15 protein-coding genes are annotated in these 13,293 nt (G+C 69.6%); 9 read left to right on the forward strand and 6 right to left on the reverse strand.

Annotated elements, in window-relative coordinates; genetic code table 11:
- Nucleotides 1–4 precede the first annotated feature (4 nt).
- Nucleotides 5–1,120 carry an FAD-dependent oxidoreductase gene (locus tag ACZ5NH_RS16615; protein ID WP_468775841.1) on the reverse strand — a complete coding sequence of 372 codons (1,116 nt, stop codon included), beginning with the start codon at nucleotides 1,118–1,120 and terminating at the stop codon, nucleotides 5–7.
- Nucleotides 1,121–1,191: 71 nt separating this feature from the next.
- Between ACZ5NH_RS16615 and ACZ5NH_RS16620 the strand changes: the two genes are divergently transcribed.
- The 5 genes from ACZ5NH_RS16620 (at nucleotide 1,192) to ACZ5NH_RS16640 (ending at nucleotide 5,430) form a co-directional block, all read left to right on the forward strand.
- Nucleotides 1,192–1,902 (forward strand): TetR/AcrR family transcriptional regulator, encoded by a 711-nt coding sequence (locus tag ACZ5NH_RS16620; RefSeq protein ID WP_468775843.1) that lies wholly within the window; start codon nucleotides 1,192–1,194, stop codon nucleotides 1,900–1,902.
- A gap of 174 nt (nucleotides 1,903–2,076) precedes the next feature.
- A complete protein-coding gene (locus tag ACZ5NH_RS16625; RefSeq protein ID WP_468775845.1) occupies nucleotides 2,077–2,484 on the forward strand; it encodes a YciI family protein in 408 nt (135 codons plus the stop codon).
- 8 nt (nucleotides 2,485–2,492) lie between these two features.
- Entirely contained in the window at nucleotides 2,493–3,638 is a 1,146-nt protein-coding gene (locus ACZ5NH_RS16630) for an RNA polymerase sigma factor (protein WP_468775847.1), read from the forward strand.
- 209 nt (nucleotides 3,639–3,847) lie between these two features.
- Entirely contained in the window at nucleotides 3,848–4,048 is a 201-nt protein-coding gene (locus ACZ5NH_RS16635; protein ID WP_468775849.1) for a hypothetical protein, read from the forward strand.
- Nucleotides 4,045–5,430, forward strand: coding sequence for a serine hydrolase domain-containing protein (locus tag ACZ5NH_RS16640; RefSeq protein ID WP_468775851.1), 1,386 nt, complete (start codon nucleotides 4,045–4,047; stop codon nucleotides 5,428–5,430). Before ACZ5NH_RS16635 ends, ACZ5NH_RS16640 begins: the two co-directional genes overlap by 4 nt.
- Nucleotides 5,431–5,499: 69 nt before the next feature.
- On the opposite strand, the gene ACZ5NH_RS16645 is transcribed toward ACZ5NH_RS16640, so the two are convergent.
- Together ACZ5NH_RS16645 and ACZ5NH_RS16650 are read right to left on the reverse strand one after the other, a co-directional pair.
- Nucleotides 5,500–5,952, reverse strand: a complete 453-nt coding sequence (locus ACZ5NH_RS16645) for a GNAT family N-acetyltransferase (protein WP_468775853.1) — start codon at nucleotides 5,950–5,952, stop codon at nucleotides 5,500–5,502.
- Nucleotides 5,953–5,961: 9 nt separating this feature from the next.
- Entirely contained in the window at nucleotides 5,962–6,420 is a 459-nt protein-coding gene (locus tag ACZ5NH_RS16650; protein ID WP_388622714.1) for a MarR family winged helix-turn-helix transcriptional regulator, read from the reverse strand.
- Nucleotides 6,421–6,563: 143 nt separating this feature from the next.
- Between ACZ5NH_RS16650 and ACZ5NH_RS16655 the strand changes: the two genes are divergently transcribed.
- Together ACZ5NH_RS16655 and ACZ5NH_RS16660 are read left to right on the forward strand one after the other, a co-directional pair.
- Nucleotides 6,564–7,772, forward strand: a complete 1,209-nt coding sequence (locus tag ACZ5NH_RS16655; RefSeq protein WP_468775855.1) for an MFS transporter — start codon at nucleotides 6,564–6,566, stop codon at nucleotides 7,770–7,772.
- 112 nt (nucleotides 7,773–7,884) lie between these two features.
- Nucleotides 7,885–8,304: a GlcG/HbpS family heme-binding protein gene (locus ACZ5NH_RS16660; RefSeq protein ID WP_468362653.1), complete on the forward strand. Its 420-nt coding sequence runs from the start codon at nucleotides 7,885–7,887 to the stop codon at nucleotides 8,302–8,304.
- A gap of 72 nt (nucleotides 8,305–8,376) precedes the next feature.
- Here the strand turns inward: ACZ5NH_RS16660 and ACZ5NH_RS16665 are convergent, their stop codons facing one another.
- Nucleotides 8,377–9,243 carry a GNAT family N-acetyltransferase gene (locus ACZ5NH_RS16665; protein WP_468775858.1) on the reverse strand — a complete coding sequence of 289 codons (867 nt, stop codon included), beginning with the start codon at nucleotides 9,241–9,243 and terminating at the stop codon, nucleotides 8,377–8,379.
- 151 nt (nucleotides 9,244–9,394) lie between these two features.
- On the opposite strand from ACZ5NH_RS16665, the gene ACZ5NH_RS16670 reads away from it, so the two are divergent.
- Together ACZ5NH_RS16670 and ACZ5NH_RS16675 are read left to right on the forward strand one after the other, a co-directional pair.
- Complete coding sequence (locus tag ACZ5NH_RS16670) at nucleotides 9,395–10,027, forward strand: HAD family hydrolase (protein ID WP_468775860.1); 633 nt, start codon at nucleotides 9,395–9,397, stop codon at nucleotides 10,025–10,027.
- 326 nt (nucleotides 10,028–10,353) lie between these two features.
- The gene (locus ACZ5NH_RS16675) at nucleotides 10,354–11,613 is read left to right on the forward strand and encodes a globin domain-containing protein (protein ID WP_468775862.1); all 1,260 of its coding nucleotides are present in this window, start codon (nucleotides 10,354–10,356) and stop codon (nucleotides 11,611–11,613) included.
- 5 nt (nucleotides 11,614–11,618) lie between these two features.
- Here ACZ5NH_RS16675 and ACZ5NH_RS16680 read toward each other — a convergent pair whose 3' ends face one another.
- Together ACZ5NH_RS16680 and ACZ5NH_RS16685 are read right to left on the reverse strand one after the other, a co-directional pair.
- Nucleotides 11,619–12,101, reverse strand: coding sequence for an NUDIX domain-containing protein (locus tag ACZ5NH_RS16680; protein WP_388622699.1), 483 nt, complete (start codon nucleotides 12,099–12,101; stop codon nucleotides 11,619–11,621).
- Nucleotides 12,102–12,189: 88 nt separating this feature from the next.
- Complete coding sequence (locus ACZ5NH_RS16685) at nucleotides 12,190–13,095, reverse strand: LysR family transcriptional regulator (RefSeq protein WP_450985987.1); 906 nt, start codon at nucleotides 13,093–13,095, stop codon at nucleotides 12,190–12,192.
- Nucleotides 13,096–13,293: the final 198 nt, after the last annotated feature.

Genomic DNA, 13,293 nt, shown 5'->3' on the forward strand with positions numbered 1-13,293 from the left:
CGGCTCAGATTCCGTCAGGTTGGAAGAATGCGAGCATCTTCTCGGCGGCGTCCGGCGACGTCAGCAATTCCTGCATGTCCGCGGACATCCGGGCGGCAGCGCTGGTGCGTTCGAACATCTCGCGTTCGTATTCATTGACGGCGGCGGGAAAGTCGTTCGGGTGCGTGGCCAGCGCGAGGCCGAGCAGGGCGCCGTCGAGCAGCGCCATGTTGGCACCCTCCCCTACCGGCGGCATCAGGTGCGCGGCATCGCCAAGCAGCGTGACGCCTGGTGTCGACGGCCAGGTCAGGCCGACCGGGAGGGAAGTGATCGGCCGTGGCACGACCGAGTCGTCGCAGGCTGCGATCAGTGCGGTGAACCGTGGGTCCCAGCCGGTGAACTCCTCGATCAGCCGCGCCCGGGCGGCGGCTGGGTCGTCGAACGGGATCCCGCTGGTGGCAAACCAGTCCTCGGCGGTGTTGTAGAAGCTGAGGCCGATGCGTACGCGGCCGTCGCCGTTGCGCTGCGCCGCCAGGGATCTTCCGTTGCCGAGCACCCAGTAGTTGCCGCGCCCGACCATCGCCGCGAGGTCGGGGTAGGTGCGGTCGATGTCGGAAATGCAGAGCTCGACGACGTTCTGGCCGATGTGCTCTGGTCGAGCGTCGGTGAGCAGCGGGCGAACCCGGGAGTTCGCGCCGTCAGCGCCGACCAGCAGGTCAAACGTCGCACTGCTGCCGTCAGCGAAGTGCAGCACGCCGTTGTCGGCGGATTCGAACGCGTGCCCCCAGCGCACCGTGTGTTCAGGAAGAGAGTCCAGCAGCAGGTCGCGCAGATCGGCACGGTCCACCTCGGGCCGCTCAAGCGGGGCGCCCTCGGGCGTGTCCTCCTGCAGCAGCAGGGTGCCGTCCGGCTCGAGAAGCCGCATGTCCTGGCCTTCACCGCGGGCAATCGCGTGGAACTGGTCGATCAGACCGGCCTCGCGCAGCGCCCGCTGGCCGGAGTGGATGTCGAGCATGCCGCCCTGACCGCGCGCACCGCGTGACGATTCACGTTCGTACACGACGGAATCCATGCCGTTCACGTGCAGCACACGGGCGAGAGCCAGGCCGCCGAGGCCCGCTCCGACGATGGCAATGGTCATGATTGCTCCCCCCATGATACGCCGTACTGATCGATACACTGTATCGTTCGATGCGATGTATTGTTAGCGGCATGTTGGTGTGGGAGAGGCCGGAGCCACCGAATCGACCCGTCCCGGCCCCGTTGAGCCGGGACCGGATCGTGCGAGCGGCGATCCAGCTGGCCGACGCGGACGGCCTGGACGCGGTGTCGCTGCGCAAGGTCGCCACCGCACTGGACGTCCGTCCGATGCGGCTGTACGGCTACATAGCCAGCAAGGAGGAGTTGCTCGACCTGATGGTCGACGCCGCTTACGCCGAGATCCGGCCGGTCGGAGACGGCTGGCGGGAGGTGCTCCGGTCTCTTGCCGAAGCCACTCGGCACGCCGCGCACGAGCACGAATGGCTCGCCGATCTACTGGGTGGCCGACCCCAGCTTGGGCCGCACGCGCTGGCCAGTGGGGAGACCGTGGTGGCCGCACTGGCCGGCATCGACGTGGACGCCATCATGCCGGTGGTCGCGGCGGTCAACGCGTACGTGATCGGCGCGCTGCGTCGGGAGATCGCCGAGCGGCGTGCCGAGCGGGCCACCGGGATGGACGAGAAGCGTTGGCAGGCCTCACTCGGGCCCTATCTGGAGCGGACCTTCGCCACCGGCCGATTCCCCGCGTTGGCCACGGTGGTGCGCGATGCCGCCCACCTGGACGCCGACCACACCTTCCGGATCGGCCTCGACTTCCTGCTCGACGGCATCGAAGCCCGCATCTCGATGCGACGCGCGGCCGAAGGACCGGACCGCCCATAGCACCAGGTCGGCGCTGACGCTCCGCAACCGGACGGCCGTACCGCGGCAGTTCCGCCACCGCCCGGCCCGTGCGATCCAAAGAAATCGGACGGCGATGTCGAGAACCCGCCTCCGGCTCCGTCCCCGGGGTGAACGCGCCCACAATGGGTCGCACGAGTACCGAGGAGAACCACAATGGCCAAGTACCTGCTGCTGAAGCACTACCGCGGCGCCCCGGCTTCGGTCAACGACGTGCCGATGGAGCAGTGGACGCCGGAGGAGATCTCGGCCCACGTGCAGTACATGCGCGACTTCGCGGTCCGCCTCGAGCAGACCGGTGAGTTCGTCGACAGCCAGGCGCTCGCCCCCGAGGGGACCTTCGTCCGGTACGACGGTGAGGGGCGCCCGCCGGTCACCGACGGCCCGTTCGCCGAGACCAAGGACCTCATCGCCGGCTGGATGGTGATCGACGTCGACAGCTACGAGCGCGCCGTCGAGCTGGCCGGGGAACTGTCGGCCGCCCCTGGGGCGGGCGGGAAGCCGATCCATGAGTGGCTCGAGGTGCGCCCGTTCCTGGCCGGGCACTGCGCCATCACGGAGTGACCCGATCGATGGACGAGGTCCTGCTCCGGAGCCTCACGCCGAGCGTGCTCGCCATCCTCGTCCGCCGCGGAGCTGACTTCGCGGCGGCCGAGGACGCCGCGCAGGACGCGCTCGTCGAGGCGCTCCGCGTCTGGCCGGCCGACCCTCCGCGGGATGCGAAGGGCTGGCTGGTCACCGTGGCCTGGCGCCGCTACCTCGACGCGATGCGCGCCGACGCCGCCCGCCGCCGGCGTGAGGACCGCGTCGAGGAGGAGCCGGCGCCCGGGCCCACGTCCGCGGTGGACGACACGCTCCAGCTCTACTTTCTGTGCGCCCACCCGTCGCTGACGCCGTCGTCCGCCGTCGCGCTCACGCTGCGCGCCGTCGGCGGGCTGACCACCCGCCAGATCGCCCAGGCCTACCTGGTGCCCGAGGCGACCATGGCGCAACGCATCAGCCGGGCCAAGCGCACCGTCTCCGACGTGCGATTCGATCAGCCCGGCGATGTCGCCACCGTGCTGCGTGTCCTCTACCTGGTCTTCAACGAGGGCTACTCCGGCGATGTCGACCTCGCCGCCGAGGCCATCCGGCTCACCCGGCAGCTCGCGGCCGCCGTCGACCACCCCGAGGCGGCGGGGCTGCTCGCCCTGATGCTGCTCCACCATGCCCGGCGTGCGGCCCGGACCGCGTCCGACGGCAGCCTGGTGCCGCTCGCCGAGCAGGACCGCGGCCGGTGGGACACCGCGTTGATCGCCGAAGGCATCGGGATCCTCCAGGCGGCCCTCGCCCGTGACCGGCTGGGCGAGTTCCAGGCGCAGGCCGCCATCGCGGCACTCCACGCTGACGCGCCCACCGCCCAGGAGACCGACTGGGTGCAGATCGTCGAGTGGTACGACGAGCTCACGCGCCTGACCGACAGCCCGGTCGTCCGGCTCAACCGCGCGGTCGCCGTCGGGGAGGCCGACGGACCGCGCGCCGGCCTGGCGGCGCTCGCGGCGCTGGACGCCTCACTGCCGCGCCACGCCGCGGTGGCGGCGTATCTCCATGAGCGCGACGGCGACCTGGCGACGGCGGCACGGCTGTACGCCGAGGCGGCCCACAAGGCCCCCAACCTCGCCGAGCGCGACCACCTGACGCGCCAGGCCGCCCGGCTCAACGCCCGCCGACGTCGCTGACGGGTCGCGCTCGGATCGGTCGCTGCCGGCCGACGGGCTCGCTGACGTCACCTACTGGGGCCGATACGCGGACGACGCGCACGCGCAGTTCGGCGGCGAGCGGATCGCGCAGCACGGCTGCGCCGGACCGCACGGATGGCTCGACCTCCCGGTGGCCGAGGCGCTTTCACTGAGCTCACCGCCTGGCGAGGCGGCCTGGTGATCACTCGATGGGAGGCGGCCTGGGTGATCACTCGATCAGGCACCGCGGTGAACACGATGGCGGCCAGGTGTATCCGGTCACGCTCGAAGCCGACGAGGCGGACGAGACGGTGATGCGATGGACCATCCCGCCCCACGACATCGAACGGTTTCCGCCCGCGCAAATGAACTCGACGTCCGCCGTCACAGCAGGTGGACTGGGCGCATGACGTCATCTCAGGAAGAGCTGCTCCCCGGAACGCGCCGCGCCCTGCTGCACCGGATCGCCGTCGCCCAGGCCGAAGGGCGGGCGCCCTCGTTGGTCGCGGCCGTGGTGCGGGGCGGACAGGCCGTATGGCACGGGGCGCGGACCTCGGTGGACGGGCACGGGCCGGACGAGACCGTGCAGTACAGGATCGGGTCCATCACCAAGACCTTCACCGCCGTCCTGGTGATGCGACTGCGCGACGAGGGCCTGCTCGACCTCGGTGACCCGCTGGAGAAGCATCTGCCCGGCACCGGTGCGGGCGAGGCGGCGATCGCCCAACTGCTCGCGCACACCGCTGGCTTGGCGGCCGAGTCGCCCGCGCCCTGGTGGGAGCGGACCCCGGGCACGCTGCGCCCGGAGCTGAGCGATGTGCTCGGCGAGCAGCCCCTGCTGCATCCCGTCGGCCGACGGCACCACTACTCCAACCCCGGCTATACGGTGCTCGGCGCACTGGTGGAGGAGCTGCGAGGCGCTCCCTGGGATGAGGTGCTGCGCAGCGAGATCCTCGAGCCGCTCGGGCTGCACCGTACGAGCACGCAGCCGCAGGCTCCGCATGCCGGGGGATGGGCCGTGCATCCATGGGCGGACGCGATGCTGCCGGAGCCGCTGGAGGACCTGGGCAGGATGGCACCGGCCGGCCAGCTGTGGTCGACCACGGGGGACCTGGCGCGGTTCGCCGCGTTTCTGGCCGCGGGTGACGACCGGGTGCTGAGCGCGGAGTCGGTGCGGGAGATGCGCACGCCTGCGGCGCCGGCCGAGGCGGCGGACGTGCTGGACGGGGCCGCGTACGGGCTCGGTCTGCAGATTCAGCGCCGTGACGGCCGGCTCCTGGTCGGCCACTCCGGTTCGCTGCCGGGCTTCCTGGCGAACCTCACCCTCAGCGTCGAGGACGACGTGGCCGCCGTGCTGCTTGCCAACTGCACCAGTGGACCGCTGCTGGGAGCGGTGGGCGCCGACCTGGTGCGAATCGTGGCCGAGGCGGAGCCGCGGATCCCGGAGCCCTGGAGCCCGCTGCGTGAGGTCGACCCGGCGGTCCTGGAGCTGGCGGGACAGTGGTACTGGGGGACCAATGGCTACGGTCTTCGGGTGAATGCCGACGGCCTTCTCGCGCTCGGTCCGCTGACCGGAAGCGGTCGGCGTTCCCGCTTCCGCTCCAACGGTGACGGCACCTGGACGGGGCTGGAGGGCTACTTCGCCGGAGAGCTGCTGCGGCCGGTACGACGCACAGACGGATCCCTGAGCCATCTCGATCTCGGCTCGTTCGTGTTCACACGGCAGCCGTACGACCCGGAGACGCCGGTCCCCGGCGGTGTGGACACCGAGGGGTGGCGGGGGATCGGTTAGACCTCCACGGCACAGGGGTGTGTTTCACGTGAAACACACCCCTGTGGTGTCCCTGGCCCGTCGGCACTGTCAGAGCGGCAGTTTGAAGCCCTCGTGCGTGGCGCTGAAACCGAGCCGTTCGTAGAAGCGATGGGCGTCGGTGCGTGTCTTGTCGGACGTAAGCTGCACCATCCGGCACTCCAGCCTGCGGGCGGTGTCGATGGCCCACTCGATCAATAGGCTGCCCAGCCCACTGCCCCGCTCATCCGTGTGGATGCGGACGGCCTCGATGAGCGCGCGGGTGGCTCCCTTGTGGGAGAGCCCCGGAATGATCGAGAGCTGGAGCGTCCCGATCACACGGCCGTCGCGAACGGCGACGACGAGGTGCTGGTTCGGGTCGGTCTCCAGGCGTCCCAGAGCGGCCCGGTACGGGGTCATGTCGTCGGGGGACTCGCGCTCGGCACCGAGCGGATCGTCGGCGAGCATCGCGACGATCGCGGGAAGGTCGGCTGCGGTCGCATGCCGTATTTCAAGATCTCCCATGCGCGCACCCTATGCCGGTACGTTCAGCGTCTCCACTACCCGCACCAGCGGGGCCAGTTCGGGGTTCCTGGCGGCCTCGTCCAGAGCCTCGCGCAGGGCGGCGTCATTGGTGGGGCGGGCCTCTTCCAGCAGTCGCAGACCCGCATCGGTGACGTTGGTGTAGATGCCGCGCCGGTCGGTGGGGCACAGGTAGCGCTCCAGCAGGCCGCGGTCCTCAAGCCGGGTCACCAGGCGTGTGGTGGCGCTCTGGCTGAGGACGACCGCGTCGGCGACCTGCTTCATCTGCAGATGGCCCCCTTCGCCGTCGTGCTGGCGGCTCAGTACATCGAGCAGCGAGTACTCGCGCACGCTCAGGTCGTGCTTCGCCTGCAGGGCGCGCTCGATGTGCCCCTCGATCCTTCCATGCAGGGCAGAGAGGGCGCACCAGCCCTGTGCGAGAGCAGTGAGCGCGGGGTCCGTCGCTGTCATGGGTGTTCTCCTCCGTCCCGGAGCGGCTGCATCAAGGGTAGAGCAAGTCCGCAATAGTGCGCGGTTGCATTTAGCCCGCGTCTGCAACTATTGTGGAGGCACGCAAAGCGCACATGCAATCGTCTGGAAGGTGTACCCCCTCCATGCCTCTCGCGCTCCTGGCCCTCGCGATCGGGGCCTTCGGAATCGGAACGACCGAATTCGTGATCATGGGCTTGCTGCCCGAGGTCGCGAGTGACTTCGGGGTCTCCATCCCCACGGCGGGCCTGCTCGTGACGGGCTACGCGCTCGGCGTGGTCATCGGCGCCCCGCTGATGACCGTGCTCGGCACCAAGGTCTCGCGCAAGCGCATGCTGATGCTGCTGATGGGCCTCTTCATCGCCGGAAACCTGCTCTCCGCCGTCGCCCCCACCTTTGTGATCATGCTGATCGGACGCGTGGTGGCCTCGCTCGCGCACGGTGCCTTCTTCGGTATCGGCTCCGTTGTGGCGGCCGAGCTGGTGGCGCCCCACAAGAAGGCCGGCGCCATCGCCATGATGTTCACCGGCCTGACCGTCGCCAATGTCATCGGCGTCCCGCTGGGCACGCTCATCGGCCAGCACGTCGGCTGGCGCGTCACGTTCGGCATCGTCGCCGCCCTCGGGGTCGTCGGCCTCGCCGGCATCGCCAGGCTGGTGCCCGAGATGCCGCGGCCCGAGGGTGTGCACCTGCGCCATGAGCTGGCCGCGTTCAAGAACGCCCAGGTCCTGCTCGCCATGGCGATGACTGTCCTCGGCTTCGGCGGCGTCTTCGCGGCCATCACCTACATCGCCCCGATGATGACCCACATCGCGGGCTTCGCCGACGGCTCGGTGACCTGGCTGCTGGTCCTGTTCGGCCTCGGGATGGTCGGCGGCAACCTCATCGGCGGCAAGTTCGCCGATCGCGCCCTGATGCCGATGCTGTACGTCTCGCTGGGCGCCCTGGCCCTCGTCCTGGCGCTCTTCACACTCACCTCGCACAACAAGATCGCGGCAGCCGTGACCATCGCCCTGATCGGCGCCCTGGGCTTCGCGACCGTACCGCCGCTGCAGAAGCGCGTGCTCGACCAGGCGCACGGTGCGCCGACCCTGGCGTCGGCCGTGAACATCGGCGCCTTCAACCTGGGCAACGCGCTGTCCGCCTGGCTCGGCGGCATCGTGATCGCCGCCGGCTTTGGCTACACGGCTCCGAACTGGGTCGGCGCCGCCCTCGCCGCGGCCGCCCTGGTCCTCGCCGTCCTGTCGGCGGCGCTGGAGCGCCGCGACGGTGCCCGCAGCACCCTGGTCGCCGCCGGGACGTCCGTCGGCCGGCAGACGCCGGTCCACCACTGAGTTCCATGCACCACTGGGTGCCGCACCCGAATCCCCAAGACCTCCGTGCCGGGGCTCTCATCCCCGGTACGGCAAACACCCCCTCCGAGCTACACCCGAGGAGAAAGTTTCCATGAGCACCACCGCCGTCGCCCCGCTGTCCATCGAGGACGCCGAACTGCTCGTCGCCACGGCCCGCCGCGCAGCCGAAGAGGCGGGGGTCACCGTCAGCGTCACCGTCCTGGACGCGGGCGGCCATCTGCTCGCCTTCCGCCGGGACGACCGGGCCGTGTTGATCTCCGGCGAGACCAGCACCCGCAAGGCCTACACGGCACTCCAGCTGAATACCCCCACCGCCGACCTGGTCGACGCCGTGCAGCCGGGCGGCCTCTTCCACACGCTGCCCACGGCCCTGGACCGGCCCCTGCTGTTCATCGCGGGCGGAGTACCCGTCCACCGGGACGGCCGTCTGATCGGGGCGATCGGCGTCGGCGGGGGTGCGCCGGAGCAGGACCACGGCTTCGCCACCGCGGCCGTGCGGGCGCTCGCCTGAGCCAAGCCCCCACAGGGACAACGCCGGTACCGCCGCACGACGCGGCGGCACCGGCGTTCGTCGTACGACGGTTCAGCCCGCGGCCACCGTCAGCGGTGCGAACCGGCGGGTCCAGTCCCCCGGAAGATCCGGGATGCCGTACGTCATCACGGCGTTGAAGGCCACGGAGGCAAGCCCCCGCGCCTTCGCCCAGGTCAGCAGGCCCTCATGGCGCACATCGATATCGGTGCGCAGGGGACGGTCCGTATGGGCCGCCAGCGAACTGATCAGGGCCTTGGCCGTCTCCGCGTCCCGTGCCACCAGGGGGCCGACGACATGGGTGTCCATGTTGGGCCACGCGGCTGCGTAGCCGATGATCCGGTCGTCCTCCTCGGCCACCCGCAACTGGTCGGCGAAGGCCGGCAGCCGGGTGATCAGGGGAGTGCGATCGGCGCCGAACACCTCCTCGTCGAGACGCAGGATCGCGGGCAGATCCTCAGCGGCGGCGGCACGGGTGAACACACCCGATTCCGGCCCGCCGGGAGTGAAACGGCCTTTCAACATCTCCGCCCGCCCCGTGACCTTGAAGCCCAGTTCCTCGTACAAGGGGCGGCCGTTGGGTGTGGCGTGCAGGGTGAGGGGAGTGGTCCCCATGGTCGACACGACATGGCGCATCAGGCGGCGCCCGACTCCTTGACGGGCATGGCGTCCGGCCACCAGGACCATGCCGACGGCCCCGAGATCCGGGCGCCCCCACGGGCCGTACTCCGTGACGACGCATGCGGCGACGAGACCACCCTCTGGGTCGTCGATACCGAAGCCCTTTCCGGCGGTGAGCAGGAATCCCCACTTGTGTTCCTCGCGTGGCCACCCCCGGTCCTCGGACAAGTCGGCGCAGGCGGTGAGATCACGAAGCGTCAGACGACGGATGGGCAGAGCGGCGAGGGAAGGAGTCGACACGCAGGTCAGGCTGTCCGACCGGCACCCTCGACGTCCACCCGTTTCCACGCGGGCACACGTGCTTTTGGTCATGTCGCGGCCCAATGCACAGCCTGTGGACAGCGGGAAGCGTTTCACGTGAAACATCGACAGCCGGTTAGCCTCGGGGGCCATGGCAAGACTTCATCTCTTCGATCTTGACGGCACATTGCTGCACGGCAGTACGGCTCCCGTGGAGATTTCCCGCCAGTTGGGGCTGGAAGCGGAGACCGTGGCGCTGGACCGGGCGATCGCGGAGGGCCGGATCGGTCCGCCGGAGTATGCGGCACAGGCATACGACCTGTGGTCCGGTCTGACCGAGGTGCATGTGAGCGCCGCATTCGAGGCGGCTCCCTGGCTGGACCGCATCCGTGAGGTCTGGGCAGAAATCAGAGACGCGGGCGAATACTGCGCGGTGGTGTCGCTCTCGCCGTCCTTCTTCGTCGAACGCCTTCTTGGCTGGGGCGCTCATGCGGCGCATGGATCCCGCTTCCCGGCCGTTCCGTTCACCGAGCCCGTGGATCCGTCCGGGGTACTCAGTGCCGCGGCCAAGGTGGCCATCGCAGATCGGCTCTGCGAGGAGTTCGGCGTGGCCCGGGCGGATTGTGTGGCGTACGGCGACTCGATGTCGGACAAGGACCTGTTTGCTGTCGTACCGGTTTCCGTGGCGGTCAATGCGGACGCCCACCTGGCAGGACTCGCAACGCACTCCTACACGGGGCGGGATCTGTGGGATGCCTATGAATTGGTTCGACCTGCCCGGTAGTTGTCGGACTTCGTGGTTCGTACTCTTGCCCGATTCGTGAGGAAGCAGGGGGGGACTTGTGTGTGTGGCGACGGCCGGTAGGGTCGACTCCGGTTCATGTCCGGGATGGAATCCACAGGTCCCGTGCGGGCCGAGAGCAAAGGGCAAGCAGCCTAACGGGACAAAGGGCGCGAGATCCGCGTTTCCGGGTATGTGACCGCGGCAGCCGATCGGGATGCAACGCTGCGGGGTGCTACGGCTGGCCGCCCGCCGGGGGAAAGCATGCACCTTCTCCAAGAGGAGGAGGTGCGCAGACCGACCGCAAGACGTTCGAGGCGAGGCACACCATGGACGCTCCGACCACCACGTCGGGGGAGAACGGCACGCCGGGCGGAGGCGGCTGGTTCACTCCGCTCACGGCATCGTCGGCACCCCCGCCGGACAGCCCCGAGCCCATTCCGGCTCAGCGGTCGGCACCGGCCGTCCAGGAGGGGTCCCCGGACGCCATCCTCATACGCCGCACGATGGCCGAGATAGCACCGATCGCCGACAAGGTCACTTCTTACTTCTATGCGCTGCTGTTCGTCCGCCACCCCGAGCTGCGGGCGCTGTTCCCGGCCGCGATGGACCTCCAGCGGGAGCGCCTGCTGAAGGCGTTGCTCACCGCGGCCGAGCATCTGGACAACACATCGGTCCTCGTCGACTACCTGCAGAGCCTGGGCCGTGGACACCGCAAGTACGGGACGCGCGCCGAGCACTATCCGGCCGTCGGGGAATGCCTGATCGGCGCGTTGAGCAGGTACGCCGCCACCGTCTGGAGCCCGGAGGGCGAGGCGGCCTGGGTGCGGGCGTACACGACGATCTCCCAGGTCATGATCGACGCCGCGGCGGCGGACGAACTGCGTTCTCCGGCCTGGTGGTACGCCCAGATCGTCTCCCACGACCTCAGAACCCCGGACGTCGCGGTCCTCACCGTCCGCCCCGACCAGCCCTATCCTTTCCTCGCAGGCCAGTACACGAGCGTGGAGACGCCCTGGTGGCCACGGGTGTGGCGGCACTACTCATTCGCGTCCGCGCCCCGCTCGGACGGTCTGCTGACGTTTCACGTGAAGGCCGTACCGGCCGGCTGGGTCTCCAATGCGCTGGTGCACCGCGCCCGGCCCGGAGACGTCATACGCCTCGGGCCGCCGAGCGGCTCCATGACCGTCGACCATACGACCAACAGCGGATTGCTCTGTCTCGGCGGCGGCACCGGCATAGCGCCCATCAAGGCTCTGGTCGAGGACGTCGCCGAGCGTGGAGAGCGTCGGCCCGTCGAGGTGTTCTACGGCGCCCGCACCGACCACGACCTCTACGACATCGACACCATGCTGCGGCTCCAACAGAGCCATCCCTGGCTGTCGGTCCGGGCGGTCATCGACCAGCGGGCCCACATCCAGCTCCCCGATGCCCTGCGCGACTATGGCCCCTGGAACGAATACGACGCCTATCTCTCGGGCCCGCCCGGAATGGTCCGCAGCAGCATCGACACGCTCCGGGACATCGGTGTTCCATCGAGCCGCATACGGCATGACTCGGTGGAGGAGCTGCTCGTCGTCGGGAACTGAGCGCGCTAACCGAGGTCGGGAGCGTGCATGGCGCGCACCCCCTCGATGTTGCCGTCCAGATAGTGGCGCAGCGACAGCGGGACCAGGTGGACGGAGGCGATGCCGACGCGGGTGAACGGGACGCGGACGATCTCGTACTCGCCGGCCGGCTCGTCCACTTCGGGGCCGTGCCGCAGCGCCGGGTCCATGGAATCCAGCCGGCAGACGAAGAAGTGCTGCACCTTCACACCGGTCGCGCCGCCGTCCTCACCGATGTGCTCGACGGTGTCCACGAAGCACGGAACCACGTCGGTGATCTTGGCGCCGAGTTCCTCTGACACCTCCCGGTGCAGGGCATCCACGACGGTCGGGTCCCCGGGCTCGACCCCGCCACCGGGAGTGACCCAGTAGGGATCGACGCCAGGCTTGGTGCGCTTGATCAGGATCAGGTCGTCACCGTCGAGGAGAACGGCACGGGCGGTGCGCTTGACCACGGGTCGGACGGTCATGGGAGAAATGTGGCCCGGCTGGTTCCACGTGAAACATCGCAAAGAGTCACCATGCGATCGCAGCGCGTGGGTGCTGTGCCGGAGGGCCTCAGCACCAGGTCGTGGCCGCCCGCTGAAGCCACTCGTGGGCCCGCGCGATATGGGGCATGGCGAGGGTGCCGGTGCGCACCACCAGGAAATACGTGCGCAGCGGCGGCACCGCGGGATCGTGCAGCGTCGCGATCGTGCCGTCGTCGAGGGCCGCGGCACACAGATAGCGGGGAAGCACGGCGAGCCCCGCACCGGCGATGGTGCATGCGAGCACCGCGCGTAGATCCGGGACGATGACCGTGCCCGAGGCGGCCGGACGGGAATCGAAGACGGAGGCCCAGTAGCGTGAGACGAAGGGCAGCGACTCGTGGACCTCGACGACGGGGAGATCCTCCAGCGCGGGCGCCCCCTTCAGCCGCAGCGCCTCCGCACCGATCCGCTCGACCCAGCGAGGCGCGGCGACCAGTACGTGTTCCTCGTCGCACAGCGGAGTCGCGGTCAGCAGGGCGCCGCGCGGACGGGCCGTACTGATGGCCAGATCATGGTGTCCGGAGGCCAGCCCCTCCAGTGTTTCCTCCGCCGTGCCGAAGGAGGCGCGGAGCGCGAATCCCTGGCCGTCGTCGCCGGTCAGCTCCGTCAGGGCCGGCAGGGCGCGTTCGGCGGTGAACTCGGGCGGGCCGGCGAGGTGCAGGGTTCTGAGTGAGGACTCGTCGTCCAGGCCGCTCTCGGCTATCTCCACCAGGGCATCGAGATGGGGAGCGGCCTTGTGTGCGAGTTCGTCGCCGATGGTCGTCGGGGTCACCCCGCGCGCCTGGCGGAGGAAGAGAGGCTTGCCGAGCTGCCGTTCCAGCGTGCGGATCTGCGAGGTGACGGCCGGCTGGGAGAGGCCGAGCAGAGCGGCGGCGCGAGTGAAGGAACCAGCCCGGTGCACAGTGACGAAGGTGCGCAACAAGGCCAGGTCCATGGTGTGCCCTCCCCTATCCCTGCCTCCTGTGGCCCCCTAGGCAGGCCCTAACTATAAATAAGTCGATAGGTCTCTGTCGTTAGCGTGATTGGACACTGACGGAGAGTCAACTAGCCTTGTTCGCGCGGTTCTTCGCGCGCAGGAACCGAAGACGGTCCGAGCCACGAGGGGGGAGGCTCGGACCGTCGTGAGCCGTCG

The sequence above is a fragment of the Streptomyces sp. NPDC031426 genome, assembly GCF_055581585.1.

What these genes read in the sequence shown, in the direction of transcription:
- ACZ5NH_RS16675 (WP_468775862.1), top strand. Translation starts at nt 10,354, where the DNA reads ATGGACGCTCCGACCACCACGTCGGGGGAGAACGGCACGCCGGGCGGA.
- ACZ5NH_RS16635 (WP_468775849.1), top strand. Translation starts at nt 3,848, where the DNA reads ATGGGAGGCGGCCTGGGTGATCACTCGATCAGGCACCGCGGTGAACAC.
- ACZ5NH_RS16680 (WP_388622699.1), bottom strand. Translation starts at nt 12,101, where the DNA reads ATGACCGTCCGACCCGTGGTCAAGCGCACCGCCCGTGCCGTTCTCCTC.
- ACZ5NH_RS16620 (WP_468775843.1), top strand. Translation starts at nt 1,192, where the DNA reads ATGTTGGTGTGGGAGAGGCCGGAGCCACCGAATCGACCCGTCCCGGCC.
- ACZ5NH_RS16640 (WP_468775851.1), top strand. Translation starts at nt 4,045, where the DNA reads ATGACGTCATCTCAGGAAGAGCTGCTCCCCGGAACGCGCCGCGCCCTG.
- ACZ5NH_RS16685 (WP_450985987.1), bottom strand. Translation starts at nt 13,095, where the DNA reads ATGGACCTGGCCTTGTTGCGCACCTTCGTCACTGTGCACCGGGCTGGT.
- ACZ5NH_RS16670 (WP_468775860.1), top strand. Translation starts at nt 9,395, where the DNA reads ATGGCAAGACTTCATCTCTTCGATCTTGACGGCACATTGCTGCACGGC.
- ACZ5NH_RS16645 (WP_468775853.1), bottom strand. Translation starts at nt 5,952, where the DNA reads ATGGGAGATCTTGAAATACGGCATGCGACCGCAGCCGACCTTCCCGCG.
- ACZ5NH_RS16650 (WP_388622714.1), bottom strand. Translation starts at nt 6,420, where the DNA reads ATGACAGCGACGGACCCCGCGCTCACTGCTCTCGCACAGGGCTGGTGC.
- ACZ5NH_RS16655 (WP_468775855.1), top strand. Translation starts at nt 6,564, where the DNA reads ATGCCTCTCGCGCTCCTGGCCCTCGCGATCGGGGCCTTCGGAATCGGA.
- ACZ5NH_RS16660 (WP_468362653.1), top strand. Translation starts at nt 7,885, where the DNA reads ATGAGCACCACCGCCGTCGCCCCGCTGTCCATCGAGGACGCCGAACTG.
- ACZ5NH_RS16615 (WP_468775841.1), bottom strand. Translation starts at nt 1,120, where the DNA reads ATGACCATTGCCATCGTCGGAGCGGGCCTCGGCGGCCTGGCTCTCGCC.
- ACZ5NH_RS16630 (WP_468775847.1), top strand. Translation starts at nt 2,493, where the DNA reads ATGGACGAGGTCCTGCTCCGGAGCCTCACGCCGAGCGTGCTCGCCATC.
- ACZ5NH_RS16625 (WP_468775845.1), top strand. Translation starts at nt 2,077, where the DNA reads ATGGCCAAGTACCTGCTGCTGAAGCACTACCGCGGCGCCCCGGCTTCG.